Raw genomic sequence first — 17828 nt, forward strand, 5'->3', positions numbered from 1 at the left:
TCAGCGGGCGGATGCGGCGAGCCGGTCGAAGGCCGCGTCGAGCTCGGCGTCGACCGTCTGGCGCGCGGGGTCGGCGAGGTACCACTCGGCGATCTCGCGGGCACCGTCCGCGAACGGGGTCGTCGCGACCCAGCCGGGGACGAGCTGCTTGATGCGGGTGTTGTCGAAGAGCACCGAGTGCGCCTTGTCGCCCACGAGCCCGGGGCCGATCGCGGGCAGCTCGCGCGCGATCCGCTCGGATGCCACGTGCACGATGTCGGGTTCGACCCCGAGGGCGCGGCCGAAGAGGCGGGCGATCGCGTCCCAGGTGAGCGACTCGTCGGAGGTGATGTGCACGGGCGAGCCGATCGCGTGCGGGTTGCCGAACAGGCCGACGAAGGCGCGCGCGAAGTCGCGGGCGTGGGTGAGGGTCCACCAGCTGGTGCCGTCGCCGTGGACGACGATCGGCCTGCCGTCGCGGATGCGCTGCAGCGTCGTCCAGCCGCCCTCGAGCGGGATGAGGGTCGCGTCGTAGGTGTGCGAGGGCCGCACGATCGTCATGGGGAAGCCCGTGTCGCGGTGGGCGGCGACGAGCACGTCCTCGCACGCGATCTTGTCACGCGAGTACTGCCAGAACGGGTTCACGAGCGGCGTCGACTCGACGATCGGCAGCTGCGCGATCGGCTTCTGGTACGCGGATGCCGAGGAGATGAAGAGGTACTGGCCGGTCCGTCCCGAGAAGAGCGCCACATCCGCCTCGACCTGGGCAGGCACGAAGGCGCGGAAGTTGGCGACGACGTCGAACTCGCGCGACCCGATGGCGGCGGAGATGGTGGCGGGGTCGTCCGCGTCGCCGACGATCACCTCGGCGCCCTCGACGGCGGGCCGCGTCGTCGAGCGCCCCCGGTTGAGCAGGGTCACCTCGTAGCCGCGCTCCACGGCGAGCCTCGACACCGAGGAGCTGATGATCCCGTTACCGCCGATGATGAGCACCCGCTGCGCTGCCATGAGCCGAGTCTAGGCTGGCAGGCATGACCGCTTCCGGCATCGCCCTCGACGAGCTCGACCCCGCCATCCGCCCGCAGGACGACCTGTTCCGCCACGTCAACGGACGCTGGATCGAGCGCACCGAGATCCCCTCCGACAAGGCGCGCTACGGCTCCTTCTACCTGCTCGCCGAGGCGGCGGAGCAGGCGGTGCGCGACATCATCGTCGAGGCGCAGGGCGCCGACGCCGGCACCGAGGAACGCAAGCTCGGCGACCTGTACGCGAGCTTCATGGACGACGAGCGCATCGAGGCGCTCGGCTGGGAGCCGATCCGCGCCGAGCTCGCCGAGGTCGCGACGCTCGAGAGCATCCCCGCGTTCCTGCACGCGCTCGGCGCGCTCGAGCGGCAGGGCGTCGGCGGCTTCTTCGCCGCCTTCGTCGACAACGACCCGGGCGACCCCGAGCGCTACCTGGTCTTCCTCGAGCAGGCCGGCCTCGGCCTCCCCGACGAGTCGTACTACCGCGAGGAGAAGTTCGCCGAGATCCGGGATGCCTACCTCGGCTATCTGGAGCGGATGCTGACCCTCGCGGGGTTCGACAAGGCCGCCAAGCGCGCTGCCCGCATCCTCGACCTCGAGACCCGGGTCGCCTCCCACCACTGGGACAACGTGCGCACGCGCGACAGCCAGGCCACCTACAACCCGCTCGGCTGGGCCGAGACGGCGGCGCTCGCCGAGGGCGCCCCGCTCGACGTCTGGCTCGAGGGCCTCGGCGCGCCCGCGGGCTCCTTCGACACGGTCGTGGTGCGCGAGCCGAGCTTCGTGACCGGCCTCGCGAGCCTCCTCACCGAGGAGCACCTGGCCGCCTGGCGCGACTGGCTGCGCTTCCAGCTCATCCGCTCGGTCGCCCCCTACCTGCACGCCGAGGTGGTCGACACCAACTTCGCCTTCTACGGCAAGACCCTCACCGGCACCCCCGAGCTGCGCGCCCGGTGGAAGCGCGGCGTGAGCCTCGTCGAGGGCGCCATGGGGGAGGCGGTCGGCAAGGTCTACGTCGCGCGGCACTTCAGCCCGGATGCCAAGACCGCGATGGACGAGCTCGTCGCCTACCTCGTCGAGGCGTACCGGCGAAGCATCGAGACGCTCGACTGGATGACCGACGAGACCCGCGCCCGGGCCCTCGACAAGCTCGCCAAGTTCACGCCCAAGATCGGCTACCCCGTGACGTGGCGCGACTACTCCACGCTCGCGATCGACGCATCCGACCTCATCGGCAACGTGCGGGCGACGGCGGCGTTCGAGTTCGCGCGCGAGCTCGGCAAGATCGGCAAGCCGATCGACCGCGACGAGTGGTTCATGACGCCGCAGACCATCAACGCCTATTACAACCCGGGCTTCAACGAGATCGTGTTCCCCGCGGCGATCCTGCAGTTCCCCTTCTTCGACGAGGCTCGGGACGCGGCGGCCAACTACGGCGCGATCGGCGCCGTCATCGGCCACGAGATCGGGCACGGCTTCGACGACCAGGGCTCGCGCTTCGACGGCGACGGCCGGCTCACCGACTGGTGGACGGAGCAGGACCGCGCGGCCTTCGAGGAGCGCACCTCGAAGCTCATCGCCCAGTACGACGCGCTCGAGCCCGCGCAGCTGCCCGGCCACCACGTCAACGGCGCCCTCACGATCGGCGAGAACATCGGCGACCTCGGCGGCCTCGGCATCGCGTGGAAGGCCTACCTGCTCTCGCTCGGGGGCGAGGAGCCGCCCGTCGTCGACGGGCTCACGGGTGCCGAGCGCTTCTTCCTCAGCTGGGCGCAGGCGTGGCAGATCAAGGTGCGCGACGAGGAGGCGCTGCGGCTGCTGTCGATCGACCCGCATTCGCCGAACGAGTTCCGCTGCAACCAGATCGTCCGTAACCTGGACGTGTTCGCCTCCGCCTTCGCGTTGACACCCGCCGACGCTCTCTGGCTCGAACCCGACGACAGGGTCACCATTTGGTAGACACCCCCGTGCTCAGCGGTCGCCGCGCACGTGTGCAACTCGCACGCGCGCCACGGCACCGCGCCGAGCACCGGGTGCCGAGCTTCGCGGGCGCCTTCACGGCCCTCGGCGAGCTGGCCTACGGCGGCGCGCAGGTGTCGGCGTCGGTCATCGACCTCGACTCGGATGAGCGGGTGCTGTCGATCGACGACCGGATCGTGTTGCCCACGGCATCCGTCGGCAAGATCCTGCTGCTCATCGAGGTGTCGGCGCGGCTCTCCGAGCAGGCGGCGCCGGCGCTCGAGGTGCTCGACAAGACCCCGAAGGACGCGGTCGGCGACTCGGGGCTGTGGCGGCACCTGCAGGCGCGGTCGCTGCCGCTCGCCGACGTGGCGACGCTCGTGGGCGCGACGAGCGACAACCTCGCCACCAACGTGCTGCTGCGCGAGGTGGGGCTGGATGCCGTGCGCGAGCGCACCGAGGCGCTCGGGCTCATGCGCACGGCGCTGCTCGACCTCGTGCGCGACACCCGCGGACCGGACGACGCCCCGCAGCTCTCGGTGGGTTCGACCGCCGAGCTCGCCTGGCTGTTCGCGTCGCTCGCGCGAGGGCAGGTCGTGGATGCGCTGACCTCGTCGCGCGTGCTCGGCTGGCTCTCGCTCAACACCGACCTCTCGATGGTGGCGAGCGCCTTCGGCGTCGACCCCCTCTCGCACCGCGGCGTCGACCACGGGCTGCAGCTCGTGAACAAGACCGGCACGGACTCCGGGGTGCGCTCGGAGGTGGGCGTGCTGCGGGGGCCGCGGCGCGGCATCGCCTACGCCGTCTCGGTGCAGTTCAGCGACCGATCGATCGCCTCGCGGCTGCGGGTGCTGGAGGCGCTGCGCGCGGTCGGGTTCGATCTGCTCGAGTACGTGCACTGATTCGGGCGGGGTGTTCTACCCCACTTGTCCCCAGTCGCGAATTAGGGCTTGCGCCCCCCATATGGGGGCCCCTATGTTGAGGCTTGCACCGCTACGGGCCGTACCCGCGGATCCCCACCGTCCGGTGTGCACCACCGCATCACCCCCCGATAAACCCCCCACATCCCACACCTGGACGCATCCCTCTCGGTCCCTCCCGAGGCGTCGTCGTGTGCCTTGCTCGTGCGCCGCCATACGCACGAGTCCCCCCTGCAAGGACACATCACCGTGCTCAAGAAGACCCCTGCCTCCCTGCTCGCCCTCGCCCTCGCCGTCGGTCTGACGTTCGCGACCGTCGCGCCCGCGCAGGCCGCCTCCGACGGCCGCCCCGGTGGCGGCGGCGGTCACAACTCCTCACGCGGCTACGATCGCTGGTGGTCGAACCCGACGCCGACCCAGAGCCCGACGCCGACCCAGAGCCCCAGCCCGTCGTCGAGCCCCAGCCCGTCGCCGAGCCCGAGCGCATCGCCGTCGGCGAAGCCCTCCCCGGCGCCGTCGACCGCACCGTCCCCGGTGCCGTCGACCTCCCCCTCCCCCGCGCCGTCCTCGTCCCCCTCGCCGAGCACGGCGCCGGCATCCCGCAGCGTCGCGACGACCTCGAAGACCACGCAGCCCACCACCACCTACGGCGTGGCGGCGTACATCTACAAGAAGCTCGACCCGAACAAGCCCGCCTCGTGGGGTAACTCGGGGGCGCAGCGTCTGCTCGTGCAGGTGCTCGACAACCCGAGCAAGGAGGCGAACTCCTGGTTCTCCTCGCTCGATCCGGCCCTGCTGCCCGATGACGTCTGCGGCGCCGGCTGGGCGATCCAGCAGGACAAGGCGAAGGTCGCGAACGGCTTCAGCTTCCCCGACGACATCCCCCAGCAGGTCGACAACATCGGCTGGCCGCCGCTCTACGACGCGAAGCACACCGACCTCAGCGCACTCATGACCGTGCCGCTGTGCGCGGGCGCCGAGGCGAGCCTGACGATCACCCCCGCCACCTGCACGGCGCCCGAGAAGGTCGTGCTCGGCGCGACGAGCCACGCCGCGTGGGGCGCCCTCGACCGCGTGAGCGGTCCGGGCAGCTACACGGTCACCGCGACCGCCGACCCCGGCTACCGCTTCGCCGACGACAGCACCGCGAAGACTTTCTCGGGAACCCTCGCCGGGGTGCTCCCGAAGAGCGACCCGAGCTGTGCGCCGCCGCCGAAGTGCATCCCGAACTCCTCGGTGAGCTACACCTACGACCCGGCGAGGAACAGCGGCGTGATCACGGTGCCGAACCCGGCCAACTCGACCGGAGAGCTGTGCCGCTCGTTCTGGGTGACCGCGGCGAGCTGGAAGTACCTCGGCTCGAGCCAGTGGGCGCAGAAGATCGATGTGGTCGACAAGCTGGGCGAGATCTCCACGCCGGGCGACTACCCCTACACCGCTCCCGTGACGTGCGGTCAGGGCGACATCTACGCCTCGTACGACGGCGCCGACGCGACCCTCGACCCGGGTCCCTACCTGTGGGGTCCCGACAACCCCTTCGACGAGAAGTTCCTGCACGAGATGGGCTTCACCGGGCCCCGGCCGACGTACACCACGACCGAGCTCGGCTGCAACGAGGTGACGGCCGAGCCGTCCACGACACCGCCCACCTGCACCGCGGCGGGCCAGTACACGCTGCCCGACGTCGACAAGGTGACGTGGTGGGTCGACGGTGTCGAGACCGAGCCGGGCACCTACACCGTGAAGGCCGGCACGAAGGTGACCGTCGTCGCCCGGGCGACCGAGGGCACGGTGCTGAAGGGCGGCGTGCAGGATCCGCGCACCCTGCTGTGGAGCTACACGTGGAAGCTCGACTTCCCGAAGCCGGAGTGCCAGAGCCCGGAGCTCACGGGCCAGATCACCGCGATCTGCGAGAACGACGTGCCGTGGATCAGCTACACGGTGACGCTCGTCGACCCCGACCACCAGTCGACGGGTGACACCGCGGAGCTCACCTTCCAGAGCGGCTCCGACAGCTTCACCTTCATCCCGGCGCTCGGCACCATCCACGACGGGGAGACCCTCTCGGGCCGCGTGCTGTGGCCGGGTGCCGCGATCGACGGCGACGGCGACCCCATCGGCTGGCCGGGCTGGTCGAACGAGGGCGGCGTCTGGCACGAGATCGACGGCAACTACGCCTGGACCCGTGACGGCGTGACGGCGATCATCTCCGTCAACCCCTCGATCAGCGACGACCTCGAGTACCCGAGCGGCAACCCGTACTGCAACCCGGGACCGACCGTCATCGAGCCCACGCTGAGCTCCGTGCCGGCCACCTGCGACGCGACCACGAGCGGCACCTTCACGCTGCCCGACATCGAGGGCATCGTCTGGAAGGTCGACGGGGTGGTGACCGAGCCGGGCACCTACTCGGGCGGCACGCCGAGCACGAAGATCGTGACCGCGGAACTCGACCAGTCGGACGGTCCGGTGGTGCTCGCGCCCGGAGCGCAGACACGCTGGGAGCTCGAGTTCACCGCGCCGAAGGAGTGCCTCACGATCGAGGGCTCCACGGCGACGGGCGAATGCCTCGCCGACTCCCCGTGGATCTTCTACACGATCACGCTGACCGACCCGTACAACCAGGCCAGCGACCACGACGCCGACATCATCATGACCGACGGGACCAACACCGTGACGCTGCCGCTCGGCACCGTCCCGCCGTCGGGCGTGCTGACCGGCAAGGTGCTCTGGCCCGGCGCATCCGTCGATCCGGACACGGGCGAGGCGAACGGCTGGCCCGGCTGGGTGCAGGTGGACGGCGAGTGGACGACCACTACCGACCCCGCGCACTACGGCTGGACGCGCGTCATCACGACGGCGACCCTCTCGGTGAACCCCGAGATGCAGGTCGACCTCACGTATCCGCCGGCCACGCCCGACTGCAACACGAACCCGCCGGAGGACCCGCCGACGTACGGCATCTTCCCGACGAGCGCCGTGCTCGCGCAGCAGTGCACCACCGACGGGCGGGGCGTGCTGACGCTCGGCCAGGTCGACGGCGTCTCGTTCTTCGAGGACGTGAACTACTTCATCGACGGCGTGCCGGCGACGAGCTCGACGGTGTACCTGCGTGCAGGCACCTACGAGGTGACGGTGACCACCAAGTCGCCGAACGACGGGCTCCAGGGGGCGACCGCGTGGCGGGTGACCGTCACCGGGGCGCAGGTCTGCGGTGAGCTCGAGACGCTCGCGCTGACCGGTGCGGATGCCGGGGTGCTGCTCGCCCTCGGCGGCATCCTCGTCGCGGCCGGTGCGGCCGCCGCGGTGACCGCCCGGGTGCGGATGCGCCGGGCGGAGTGAGGCTCCGCATCCCCGTCCGCTGCAGGGGCGGACGGGGATGCGGTCTCGTCGGCGGGCGTCAGGCGCTCGCCGAATCCTGTTCCGCGTGCGTGACGGGTGCGGGCTCGACGCCGTAGACCGCCTCGAGGCCCGCGGCGAACTCGTCGATCCGGCCCTCGGCGGCGAGCATCCTCGCCCGCTCGGACGGGCCGTGCACGAGCACGCCGGCGAAGTGGCGCAGGGCCGCCTCGGTGCGGCCGTCGTCGCCGCGGACGCGGGCCCGCTCGAGCTCCGCCTCGAGCAGCGCCTCCACGTGGCGACGCAGCGCCACGATCGACGGCGCCGCAGCCTCGTCGGCCGCGTACCCGGCGACGGCACCGCCCACGAGGGCGTGCGCCGAGTCGGCGAGCTCGGGCAGCGGGGCGTGCAGGGCGAGCAGCTCGAGGTCGAGCAGTTCGACGCCGGGCAGGGCGCCCACGGCGGGGTCGACGTTGCGCGGCAGCCCCAGGTCGATCACGAGCAGCCTCCGTCCCGCGGGGATCGCCTCGGGGGTGACCGTGTAGCGGGCGGTGCAGGTGATGACGACGTCGACGTCGGCGAGCGCCGCGGGCAGTTCGGCCTCGGCGCGCACCCCGTACTTGCCGGCGAACATCGCGGCGCGGCCGGTGGCCGAGTAGACCCGTACATCCGCGGCGCCGCGGGCGCGCAGCGAGGCGATCGTGGTGGCGGCGTAGCGCCCCGTGCCGACGAGCAGCACGCGGGCGGCCGACCAGTCGGGGATGCGCGAGGAGGCGAGGTCGAGGGCGAGCCGGGCGAGCGAGCGGTCGGCGCCGCTCAGGTCGCCGGCGGAGCGCACGGTGCGCGAGGTGCGGGCGGCCTGCTGGAAGAGGCGGTCGAGGGGGCCGCTCACGGTGCCCGCGCGGCGGGCGTCCTGGGCGGCGCGCTGCACCTGCCCGGCGATCTCCTCCTCGCCGACGACCATCGACTCGAGCCCCGCGGTCACGGCGAAGAGGTGCCGCACGGCGCCGTCGCCCGTGTGCACGGTCGCGCGCGCCCGCAGCTCGGCGGCATCCTCGGGGGCGAGCCCGCCGAGCGCCGACACCACGGCCTCCGCGGCGATCGCGTCGGCGGCCGCGAGCGGGTCGTCGAGGTCGAGGTAGGCCTCGAAGCGGTTGCACGTCGAGAGCACGACCGCCCCGCGCACGAACTCGAGCTCCGCCAGCCGACGGCTCGCCTCGTCGGCCGGGATGCGGGAGACCCGGTCGAGGAGGGGGAAGTCGGCGTTCGCGTGGTTCGCCGTCAGACAGAACAGCACGCGCCTCATCGTACCGGGCATGGATGGGAGGATGGTCGGGTGCTGTCCCCTCACCATCCGCTCGTCGACGGGCGCACCGCCGCCGCCCCCTTCATCCGCGCGGTGCGCGGCGACCGGCCCGAGCGCACCCCCGTCTGGTTCATGCGTCAGGCCGGACGCTCGCTGCCCGAGTACCGCGCCTCGCGTGCGGGCGTCGACATGCTCGACGCGTGCCTGACGCCCGAGCTCGCGGCCGAGATCACCCTGCAGCCGGTGCGCCGGCACGGGGTGGACGCCGCGATCCTGTTCAGCGACATCGTCGTGCCCGTGCTGCTCGCGGGCGTCGACGTGCGTATCGTGCCGGGCCGCGGCCCCGTGCTCGACTCCCCCATCCGCACGGCATCCGACGTGCTGCGGCTGCGCCCGATCGACCCCGAGGCGCTCGCCCCGATCGCGGAGGCCGTGCGGCTGACGGTCGCCGAGCTCGGCTCGACGCCGCTCATCGCCTTCGGCGGCGCGCCCTTCACGCTCGCCTCCTACCTCGTCGAGGGCGGCCCCTCGAAGGATCAGCTGCGGGCGCGCTCCCTCATGTACAGCGACCCGCACGCCTGGGCCGCGCTGCTGAACTGGTGCGCGGATGTCACGGGCGCCTTCCTGCGCGCGCAGGTCGAGGCGGGCGCGAGCGCCGCCCAGCTGTTCGACTCGTGGATCGGCTCGCTCGCGCGCCGTGACTACCAGCGACGCGTGGCGCCGCACTCGAAGCGGGCGCTCGACGCGCTGCGCGGGTTCGAAGTTCCGCGCATCCACTTCGGCGTCGGCAGCGGCGAGGTCATCGACCTGCTGCCGGGGCTCGGCGTCGACGCCGTGGGCGTCGACTGGCGGCTGCCGCTCGACGAGGCGAGCGCCCGGCTCGGCGGCGGCGTGCCCCTGCAGGGCAACATCGACCCGGCCCTGCTCGCGGCGCCGTGGTCCGTGCTGCAGTCGCATCTCGAGGACGTGCTCGACCGCGGGCTCGCCGCACCCGCGCACGTCGCGAACCTCGGCCACGGGGTGCCGCCGGACACCGACCCCGAGGTGCTCACCCGCGTCGTGGAGTTCGTGCATGCCCGAGGGTGAGTCACCGCGCGTCGTCGTGGTGGGCGGCGGCGTCGCCGGCCTCGTGGCGGCGCGCGAGCTCGCGCGCGCCGGTCGCGAGGTCACGGTGCTCGAGGCGGGCGAGCGGCTCGGCGGGCAGCTCGCCAGACATTCCGTAGCAGGCATAGAACTGGATGCGGGAGCCGAGGCGTACGCCACGCGCGGTGACGACATCCCCCGGCTGCTGCGCGAGCTGCACCTCGACACCGACATCGTGACCCCCGCCCCGGCGCCGGCCTGGCTGCACCGTCGCGACGGCTCGGCCGTGCCGCTGCCCGCGACGAGCCTCTTCGGCATCCCCGGGGTGCCGCTCGCCCAGGACGTCATCACGGCGATCGGGGTGCGCGGTGCGCTGCGCGCCCAGCTCGACTCGGTGCTGCCGGACGTCGTCGGCGCGAAGGCCGGGACGCTCGGCGAACTCGTGCGGCGGCGGATGGGAGGCGCCGTCGTCGACGGGCTCGTCTCGCCCGTGACGCGCGGCGTGCACTCGCTTCCGGCCGACGAGCTGCCGCTCGACCGCGCGGCGCCCGGCCTGCGTCGCGCGCTCCGCAGCGAGGGCTCGCTCGCCCGCGCCGTGCGGGCGATGCGCGAGCAGGCGCCCGCGGGTTCGGCGGTCGCGTCGCTGCGCGGTGGGCTGTTCCGGCTCGTCGACGCCCTCGAGGCCGAGCTCCGCACGCTCGGCGTGGAGCTGCGCACGGGTGTCGCCGCGGCACGTTGGGACGCCCTCGGGGTGACGACGTCGACGGGCGAGTGGATCCTCGGCGAGGTGGTGCTCGCGGCGCCCCTCGACGCGGAGGCGCCCCGCACCCGCGTGACCGTCGCGACGATCGCCGTCGACGCGCCCGAGCTCGCCGCCGTGCCGCGCGGCACCGGGGTGCTCGTCGCACCCGACGCCCCGGGCGTCACGGCGCGCGCGCTCACGCAGGTGAGCGCCAAGTGGGCGTGGGTGGCCGAGGCCACCCCGCTGCAGCTGCTGCGGCTGTCGTACGACGCGGGCGTCGAGGTGACCCCCGAGCTCGCCCGAGCGGATGCCGAGGTGCTGCTCGGGATGCCCGTCCCGACCCCCGTCGACGCCGCGGTCGTCGAGTGGGAGCGCACCGGTCGTCGCGTCGGCGGCGAACATGCCATTGACGGAATGCATCGGGTGGGGGAGGCTGAATCGGGCACGGGGCTCGCGGCGGTCGTGTCCTACGCCCGAACCGTCGCGAATGCAATCCCCTCCGGAACCTCGGAGGGCGAGGGCTAGTCTGGGACGACAGCCCCACATGGCCACCGCGCAGCGGGACGCGGAGAACGGAGCGCACCATGAAAGGCAAGATCCTCTTCCTCGCCGGACTCGGCGTCGGATACGTGCTCGGCACGCGCGCCGGTCGGCAGCGCTACGAGCAGATCAAGGCGGCCGCCTCGAACCTCTGGAACGCGCCGATCGTGCAGAAGCGCGTCGACGACGTGCAGGACTTCGTGAAGGACAAGGCGCCCGAGGTGGCCGAGTTCGTCGCCGACGGCGCCAAGAAGGTCGTCGCGCAGGTCGCCGGCCGCGGCTCGAGCAGCTCGTCCGCCCGCGCGGCGACGAAGGCGCCCGCCCAGGCTCCGGCGAAGAAGGCGCCCGCGAAGTCCACCACCGCGAAGAAGTCGACGTCCGGCTCCGGCTCCTGACGGGGGTGAGCGGATGACCGACCCCACCTTCGACCCGACGAGGCGGCGCCCCAAGCGCTCGCTCGTCGAGCTGCTGACGGGCCTGCCCGAGCAGGTGCAGTCCCTCGTGCAGCGCGAGATCGAGCTCGTCAAGACCGAGCTCGTCGAGAAGCTCAAGGCGCTCGGCGTCGGCGCGGGCCTGCTGCTCGGCGCGGTCGTCGTGCTGCTGTTCTTCGTCGGCGTGCTGCTGACGCTCGCGATCATCGGCCTCAGCTACGTCATGCCCGACTGGGCCGCGGCGCTCGTCGTCGCGGGCGTGCTGCTCATCGTCGCGGTGATCCTCGGGCTCATCGGCTACCGCATCCTCAAGCGCGGCATCCCGCCGCTGCCGACCGAGGCCATCGACTCCATCCAGAAGGACATCAACGCCGTCAAGGGCACAGGAAGGCGAGGACCGTCATGAGCGACGCCATCGAGAACGCCAAGGCCGCGGCCGCGAAGGCACGGCACGAGCTGGCCGACACCCTGGAGGCCATCGAGGACAAGTTCGACGTCCCGAAGCGCACCGGCGAGCTGGTCGACAAGGCGAAGGCCGCCTACGAGCGCAACCCCGTGCCGTGGATCGTCGGGGGTGCCGCCGTCGCGATCGTCGCGCTCGGCCTCGTCGCCTGGGCGATCTTCGGCGGCGACGACGACTGACCTCCCCGCGGCGGTCGGCCGCCGATTCGCGGCATCCGCGTGATCGGGGGAGGATAGGGGGGTGACGTCTGCGCCCTCCGTCCCGTCCGACTCCCCGCGCCCGACCGGCTTCACCCTGTGGGCCGTGTGGCGCCGCGACCCGGCGAGCCGGGGCGCCGTCACGGTCGACGGCCTCGCCGAGGCGATCGCCGAGGTTGAGGCCACGGGTGTCGTGCTGCGCGGGCTCTACGACGTCTCCGGGCTGCGGGCGGATGCCGACCTCATGGTCTGGCTGACCGGCGACACCGCCGAGACCCTGCAGTCGGCGCTGCGCATCCTGCGTCGCGTGCCCGCGATCGCCGCGCTGCTGCCCACCTGGAACGCCCTCGGCGTGCACCGCGACGCCGAGTTCAGCCGCTCGCACGCGCCGAGCTTCCTGCGGGGGCTGCCGCCGAAGGGCTGGGTGACGGTCTACCCCTTCATCCGCAGCTACGACTGGTACCTGCTGCCCGACGAGGAGCGCCGCGGGATGCTCGCCGACCACGGCCGCAAGGGCTCCGAGTACCCGGCCGTGCAGGCGAACACCGTCGCGAGCTTCGCGCTCGGCGACTACGAGTGGATCCTCGCGCTCGAGGCCGACGAGGTGGTCGAGCTCGTCGACCTCATGCGCCACCTGCGGCAGACCGAGGCGCGCCGGCACGTGCGCGAGGAGGTGCCCTTCTTCACGGGGCGCCGGATCGACGTCGACGAGGTGGCGGAGGTGCTGTCGTGATCGAGACGACGAAGGAGCTCGGGCCCGAGCACGTCGAGACCCCGGTCGCCTACGACGCGATCGTGCTCGCGAGCTTCGGCGGACCCGAGGGCCAGGACGACGTCATCCCGTTCCTGCGCAACGTGACGCGGGGGCGCGGGATCCCGGACGAGCGCCTCGAGGAGGTCGCCCACCACTACCGCCACTACGGCGGCGTGAGCCCTATCAACCAGCAGAACCGCGAACTGAAGGCCGCCCTCGAGGCCGAGCTCGCCGCCCGCGGCATCGAGCTGCCCGTGTACTGGGGCAACCGCAACTGGGACCCGTATCTCGCGGATGCCGTGCAGCAGGCCTACGACGACGGTCACCGCACGCTCATCGGCGTCGCGACGAGCGCCTACGCGAGCTACTCGAGCTGCCGGCAGTACACCGAGGACATCGTGAAGGCACTCGACACGACGGGCCTCGCCGGCGAGGTGCGGCTCGACAAGGTGCGCCCGTACTTCGACCACCCCGGATTCGTCACCCCGTTCGTGGAGGGGCTGCGTGCCGCGCTCGCCGAGCTCGCGGCGGCCGGCCACGCGCCCGAGCGCACGCGCGTGCTGTTCGCCACCCACTCCATCCCGATGACGGCGGCCGTCGAGTCGGGCCCCGACTTCGGCCCCGGCGGCGCCTACGAGGCGCAGCATCTCGCGGTGGCCGAGGTGGTCATGCGCGAGGCGGGCAGCGACATCGACTGGGAGCTCGTCTACCAGTCGCGCTCCGGCCCCCCGAGCCAGCCGTGGCTCGAGCCCGACATCAACGACGTCATCGAGGGCCTGCCCGCGCAGGGCGTCGAGGCGATCGTGATCGTGCCGCTCGGCTTCGTGTCGGATCACATGGAGGTCATGTGGGACCTCGACAACGAGGCCCTCGAGTCGGCGGCCGAGGCGGGTCTCGCGGCGAAGCGCATCCCGACCCCCGGCATCCACCCCGCCTTCGTGGCCGGGCTCGTCGACCTCGTGCTCGAGCGGGTGAACGGCACCCCGGTGGCCGAGCGCCCCGCCCTCACGAACCTCGGACCCTGGTTCGACGTGTGCCGCCCCGGATGCTGCGTGGGCGTGCAGGCGACCGTCGTGGAGCCGGTGTCGTGACCCTGCGGCTCGGCACCCGGGGCAGCGCGCTCGCGCTCGCCCAGGCGCGCACGGTGGCGACGCGCCTCGGTGCCGAGCTCGTCACGATCGAGAGCGAGGGCGACCGCATCTCCGAGCCGCTCTCGCAGCTCGGCGGGGCGGGGGTGTTCGCCGCGGCGCTGCGCGAGGCGCTGCTCGCGGGCGAGGTGGATGCCGTCGTGCACTCGTACAAGGACCTCCCGACCGCGCCGCTGCCCGGGCTCACGGTGGCGGCCGTGCCGAAGCGCGCCGACGCGCGCGACGTGCTGTGCGCGGCGGACGGGCGCGACCTCGACGCGCTGCCCGCGGGGGCGCGGGTCGGCACCGGCTCGCCGCGCCGCCGCGCCCAGCTGCTGCGCCGCCGCGCCGACCTCGAGGTGGTCGACATCCGCGGCAACATCGACACGCGGCTCGGCCGATTGACCGCCGACGACCCGGAACGCCGCCTCGACGCGATCGTGCTCGCCGCCGCGGGTCTCGACCGGCTCGGACGCATCGACGCCGCGAGCGAGTGGATGAGCCTCACCTCCTGGCCCACCGCGCCGGCCCAGGGCGCACTCGCCGTCGAAACGCGCACCGGCCAGGAGAAGACGGTCGCGAAGCTCGACCACAAGCCCAGCCGCCTGGCCGCGGAGGCCGAGCGCGGCGTGCTCGCGAAGCTCGAGGCGGGATGCGCTGCGCCGCTCGGCGCGTCCGCCCTGTTCGAGGACGGCCTGCTGTTCCTCTCGGCGCGCGTCTACTCCCTCGACGGCGCCGAGCAGCTCACGGCATCCCACGCCCTCTACCCGGAGGACGCGAAGGATCCGGCGGGCGAACTCGCGGCCCGGGTGGCCGAGGAGCTGCTCGCGGCGGGCGCGGCGGAGCTCGCCGGGCTCGGGGGTGCCTCGTGAGCGCCGAGCCGCGCAAGCCGCTCGCCGGCTGGCGGGTGCTCGTGCCGCGCGGCGGCAAGTGGGGCGACGGGGTCGCGGCGAGCGTGCGCGGCTTCGGCGGCATCCCGGTGATCGCCCCGCTCATCAACTTCGCGAGCTCGGACGACCCGATCACGCTCGCCAACGCCCTGCACGAGCTCGGCGACGGCCAGTTCGCGTGGCTCGTCGTGACGAGCGCCACGACCGTCGACGTGCTCGTGAGCCAGCGCGTCAAGGTGCCCGACGAGACCCGCATCGCGGCCGTCGGCGAGACGACCGCCGCCGCGCTGCAGCTCGCCGGCTACCGCGTCGACTTCGTGCCCACCTCCGACAACTCGGCGCGCGGGCTCGTGAAGGAGTGGCCCGACTCGGGCATCCGGGGTCGTGTGCTCATCCCGCAGTCCGACATCGCCGAGCCGACGCTCGTGGCGGGCCTGCAGAAGCTCGGCTTCGAGGTGGAGTTCGTGACGGCGTACCGCACGGTGGGTGTGCCCGCGGCGATCGAGGTGAAGTCGGATGTCGCCTCCGGACGCATCCGCGCGATCCTGGTGACCTCGGGCTCGGTCGCACGGCAGGTGGCGGAGCAGCTCGCGCCGCTGCCCGCGGAGACCGTGGTGGCGTGCATCGGCCCGCGCACCGCCTTCGACACGCGTGCGGCGGGGCTGCCCGTGCACGTGATCGCCGACGAGCGCAGCGTCGACTCGCTCATCGAGGGTCTCGTCGAGTACGCGGAGGCGGAGTGAGCGGCCCCGTCATCCGTCCGCGCCGGCTGCGGCAGAGCCCGGCCTGGCGCCGGCTCGCCCGGGAGACCCGGGTGGATGCCGCCCAGCTGATCCTGCCGATGTTCGTCGCCGAGGGGGCCGCCGAGCCGCGCCCCATCGCCTCGATGCCGGGGGTCGTGCAGCACAGCCTCGACTCGTTCCGCGTCGAGCTGCAGCGCGCGGCGGCCGCGGGGATCGGCGGCGTCATGCTGTTCGGCGTGCCGGTGGAGAAGGACGCGACCGGCTCCGGCGCGACCGACCCCGACGGCATCCTCAACGTCGCCACGCGCGTCGCCGCCGCCGAGGTGGGCGACGCGCTCGTCGTGCAGACCGACCTGTGCCTCGACGAGTTCACCGACCACGGTCACTGCGGCGTGCTCGACGCCGCGGGGCGGGTCGACAACGACGCGACCCTCGTGCGCTACCGCGAGATGGCGCTCGCACAGGCCGAGGCGGGCTCGGGGCTCGTCGGCCTCTCGGGCATGATGGACGGCCAGGTCGCCGCCGTGCGCGAGGTGCTCGACGCGGCCGGCCGCGCCGACGTGCCGATCCTCGGCTACGCCGCCAAGTACGCCTCCGCCTTCTACGGCCCGTTCCGCGAGGCCGTGCAGTCCTCGCTCGTCGGCGACCGCCGCACGTACCAGCTCGACCCGGCGAACCGCCGCGAGGGGTTGCGCGAGGCGCTCATCGACGTCGAGGAGGGCGCCGACGTCGTCATGGTGAAGCCCGCCATGAGCTACCTCGACGTGCTCGCCGACACGGCCGCGGCATCCCCCGTGCCCGTGTGGGCGTACCAGGTGTCGGGCGAGTACGCGATGATCGCGGCGGCCGCCGGCAACGGCTGGATCGACGGCGACCGGGCCGTCGACGAGTCGCTCACCTCGATCGTGCGGGCGGGGGCGGATGCCGTGCTCAGCTACTTCGCGCTCGACGCGGCCGAGCGTTGGGCCCGCGCGTGACCGCCAACGACGACGCCTTCGCACGCGCCCAGGCGGCGCTGCCCGGCGGGGTGAACTCGCCCGTGCGCGCCTACGGTTCGGTCGGCGGCACGCCGCGCTTCCTCGTGTCGGCGCGGGGTGCGTACGTGACGGATGTCGACGGCCGCGAGTACGTCGACCTCGTCGCGTCGTGGGGTCCGGCGCTGCTCGGCCACGCGCATCCGGAGGTCGTGGCGGCCGTGCAGACCGCCGCCGCCCGCGGGCTGTCGTTCGGCGCCTCCACCCCCGCCGAGACGGAGCTCGCCGAGCTCGTGCGGGCGCGGCTCGGGGCGGCGAGCGGCGTCGAGAAGCTGCGCCTCGTGTCGACCGGCACCGAGGCGACCATGACCGCGATCCGGCTCGCGCGCGGCGCGACGGGGCGCGAGCTGGTCGTCAAGTTCGCGGGGCACTACCACGGGCACTCCGACGGTCTGCTCGCCGAGGCGGGCTCGGGCGTCGCCACCCAGGGGCTGCCCGGCTCGGCCGGGGTGCCGGCGCCGATCGCCGCGCAGACGCTCGTGCTGCCCTACAACGACCTCGCCGCGGTCGAGGCGGCGTTCGCCGCGCATCCGGGCCGCATCGCGGCCGTCATCACGGAGGCGGCGGGTGCCAACGCGGGCGTGCTCGCGCCGCAGCCGGGCTTCAACCGCGCGCTCGTGGAGCTCGCCCACGCGCACGGCGCGCTCGTGATCCTCGACGAGGTGCTCACCGGCTTCCGGGTCGGCCCCGCCGGCTGGTGGGGGCTCGAGGGTGCGGCCGAGGGTTGGGCTCCCGACCTGTTCACCTTCGGCAAGGTGATCGGCGGCGGCATGCCTCTCGCGGCGCTCGGCGGCCGTGCCGCGCTCATGGACCAGCTGGCGCCGCTCGGCCCGGTGTACCAGGCGGGCACCCTCTCGGGGAACCCGCTCGCGGTCGCCGCGGGCCTCACGACGCTGCGGCTCGCGGAGGCCGAGGTCTACGCGCACGTCGACGCGGCGGCGGATGCCGTGGCCGCCGCGGTCTCGGAGGCGCTCGCCGCCGAGGGGGTCGCCCACGTGATCCCGCGCGCCGGGAGTCTCTTCTCGATCGCGTTCCGCGAGGCTCCGGTGCGCGACTACGCTGACGCGAAGGCGCAGGACGCCTGGCGCTACGCCCCCTTCTTCCACGCCCTGCTCGAGCAGGGCGTCTCGGCGCCGCCGAGCGTCTACGAGGCCTGGTTCCTCACGGCCGCCCACGACGCCGCGGCCCTCGACCGCATCCTGCGGGCGCTGCCGGCCGCGGCACGCGCCGCGGCCACCGCGTCGCCGCGGTAGCGCCGCGCCACCCCCGCGCCCCCTCCCGCTGGTCGAGTGCCGC

At 73.2% G+C, this 17828-nt stretch carries 17 protein-coding genes; 14 read left to right on the forward strand and 3 right to left on the reverse strand.

Annotation, left to right across the window (positions count from 1 at the left end):
- The gene (locus tag D7I47_RS06230; RefSeq protein WP_120762244.1) at positions 1-987 is read right to left on the reverse strand and encodes an SDR family oxidoreductase; all 987 of its coding nucleotides are present in this window, start codon (positions 985-987) and stop codon (positions 1-3) included.
- A gap of 23 nt (positions 988-1010) precedes the next feature.
- On the opposite strand from D7I47_RS06230, the gene D7I47_RS06235 reads away from it, so the two are divergent.
- A complete protein-coding gene (locus D7I47_RS06235; RefSeq protein WP_120762245.1) occupies positions 1011-2963 on the forward strand; it encodes a M13 family metallopeptidase in 1953 nt (650 codons plus the stop codon).
- The gene (locus tag D7I47_RS06240; RefSeq protein ID WP_227000892.1) at positions 2957-3865 is read left to right on the forward strand and encodes a serine hydrolase; all 909 of its coding nucleotides are present in this window, start codon (positions 2957-2959) and stop codon (positions 3863-3865) included. The genes D7I47_RS06235 and D7I47_RS06240 overlap by 7 nt, the downstream gene beginning before the upstream one ends.
- 401 nt (positions 3866-4266) lie before the next feature.
- Here D7I47_RS06240 and D7I47_RS14740 read toward each other — a convergent pair whose 3' ends face one another.
- Positions 4267-4512 carry a hypothetical protein gene (locus D7I47_RS14740; RefSeq protein ID WP_157981650.1) on the reverse strand — a complete coding sequence of 82 codons (246 nt, stop codon included), beginning with the start codon at positions 4510-4512 and terminating at the stop codon, positions 4267-4269.
- A gap of 22 nt (positions 4513-4534) precedes the next feature.
- Between D7I47_RS14740 and D7I47_RS06245 the strand changes: the two genes are divergently transcribed.
- Positions 4535-7225 (forward strand): hypothetical protein, encoded by a 2691-nt coding sequence (locus D7I47_RS06245; RefSeq protein ID WP_157981651.1) that lies wholly within the window; start codon positions 4535-4537, stop codon positions 7223-7225.
- Between the two features lie 58 nt (positions 7226-7283).
- On the opposite strand, the gene D7I47_RS06250 is transcribed toward D7I47_RS06245, so the two are convergent.
- On the reverse strand, positions 7284-8519 hold the full coding sequence (locus D7I47_RS06250) for a glutamyl-tRNA reductase (RefSeq protein ID WP_120762247.1): 1236 nt from the start codon (positions 8517-8519) through the stop codon (positions 7284-7286).
- Positions 8520-8558: 39 nt separating this feature from the next.
- Between D7I47_RS06250 and hemE the strand changes: the two genes are divergently transcribed.
- From hemE to D7I47_RS06305, 11 genes are all read left to right on the forward strand, one after another.
- Complete coding sequence (gene hemE, locus D7I47_RS06255) at positions 8559-9614, forward strand: uroporphyrinogen decarboxylase (protein WP_120762248.1); 1056 nt, start codon at positions 8559-8561, stop codon at positions 9612-9614.
- Positions 9601-10878 (forward strand): protoporphyrinogen/coproporphyrinogen oxidase, encoded by a 1278-nt coding sequence (locus tag D7I47_RS06260; RefSeq protein WP_120762249.1) that lies wholly within the window; start codon positions 9601-9603, stop codon positions 10876-10878. The genes hemE and D7I47_RS06260 overlap by 14 nt, the downstream gene beginning before the upstream one ends.
- Before the next feature lie 59 nt (positions 10879-10937).
- Positions 10938-11288: a YtxH domain-containing protein gene (locus D7I47_RS06265; protein ID WP_120762250.1), complete on the forward strand. Its 351-nt coding sequence runs from the start codon at positions 10938-10940 to the stop codon at positions 11286-11288.
- A 13-nt stretch (positions 11289-11301) separates the two neighbouring features.
- Positions 11302-11730, forward strand: coding sequence for a phage holin family protein (locus D7I47_RS06270; protein ID WP_120762251.1), 429 nt, complete (start codon positions 11302-11304; stop codon positions 11728-11730).
- Complete coding sequence (locus tag D7I47_RS06275) at positions 11727-11966, forward strand: DUF3618 domain-containing protein (protein WP_120762252.1); 240 nt, start codon at positions 11727-11729, stop codon at positions 11964-11966. Before D7I47_RS06270 ends, D7I47_RS06275 begins: the two co-directional genes overlap by 4 nt.
- Positions 11967-12027: 61 nt before the next feature.
- Positions 12028-12717, forward strand: coding sequence for a hydrogen peroxide-dependent heme synthase (gene hemQ, locus D7I47_RS06280; protein ID WP_120762253.1), 690 nt, complete (start codon positions 12028-12030; stop codon positions 12715-12717).
- Positions 12714-13829: a ferrochelatase gene (locus D7I47_RS06285; RefSeq protein WP_120762254.1), complete on the forward strand. Its 1116-nt coding sequence runs from the start codon at positions 12714-12716 to the stop codon at positions 13827-13829. Before hemQ ends, D7I47_RS06285 begins: the two co-directional genes overlap by 4 nt.
- A complete protein-coding gene (gene hemC / locus D7I47_RS06290) occupies positions 13784-14737 on the forward strand; it encodes a hydroxymethylbilane synthase (protein WP_120762255.1) in 954 nt (317 codons plus the stop codon). Before D7I47_RS06285 ends, hemC begins: the two co-directional genes overlap by 46 nt.
- Positions 14734-15498 carry a uroporphyrinogen-III synthase gene (locus D7I47_RS06295; protein ID WP_120762256.1) on the forward strand — a complete coding sequence of 255 codons (765 nt, stop codon included), beginning with the start codon at positions 14734-14736 and terminating at the stop codon, positions 15496-15498. The genes hemC and D7I47_RS06295 overlap by 4 nt, the downstream gene beginning before the upstream one ends.
- Positions 15495-16475: a porphobilinogen synthase gene (gene hemB / locus D7I47_RS06300; protein WP_120762257.1), complete on the forward strand. Its 981-nt coding sequence runs from the start codon at positions 15495-15497 to the stop codon at positions 16473-16475. The genes D7I47_RS06295 and hemB overlap by 4 nt, the downstream gene beginning before the upstream one ends.
- Complete coding sequence (locus D7I47_RS06305) at positions 16472-17785, forward strand: glutamate-1-semialdehyde 2,1-aminomutase (protein ID WP_120762258.1); 1314 nt, start codon at positions 16472-16474, stop codon at positions 17783-17785. Before hemB ends, D7I47_RS06305 begins: the two co-directional genes overlap by 4 nt.
- Positions 17786-17828 lie beyond the last annotated feature (43 nt).

Origin of the sequence: Protaetiibacter intestinalis, assembly GCF_003627075.1 — a bacterium.
Taxonomy (GTDB): domain Bacteria; phylum Actinomycetota; class Actinomycetes; order Actinomycetales; family Microbacteriaceae; genus Homoserinibacter; species Homoserinibacter intestinalis.

Excerpts from the sequence above, each read along its gene's own strand:
- D7I47_RS06230 (WP_120762244.1), bottom strand. The coding sequence starts at position 987 with ATGGCAGCGCAGCGGGTGCTCATCATCGGCGGTAACGGGATCATCAGC.
- D7I47_RS06235 (WP_120762245.1), top strand. The coding sequence starts at position 1,011 with ATGACCGCTTCCGGCATCGCCCTCGACGAGCTCGACCCCGCCATCCGC.
- D7I47_RS06260 (WP_120762249.1), top strand. The coding sequence starts at position 9,601 with ATGCCCGAGGGTGAGTCACCGCGCGTCGTCGTGGTGGGCGGCGGCGTC.
- D7I47_RS06265 (WP_120762250.1), top strand. The coding sequence starts at position 10,938 with ATGAAAGGCAAGATCCTCTTCCTCGCCGGACTCGGCGTCGGATACGTG.
- D7I47_RS06270 (WP_120762251.1), top strand. The coding sequence starts at position 11,302 with ATGACCGACCCCACCTTCGACCCGACGAGGCGGCGCCCCAAGCGCTCG.
- D7I47_RS06275 (WP_120762252.1), top strand. The coding sequence starts at position 11,727 with ATGAGCGACGCCATCGAGAACGCCAAGGCCGCGGCCGCGAAGGCACGG.
- hemC (WP_120762255.1), top strand. The coding sequence starts at position 13,784 with ATGCTGCGTGGGCGTGCAGGCGACCGTCGTGGAGCCGGTGTCGTGACC.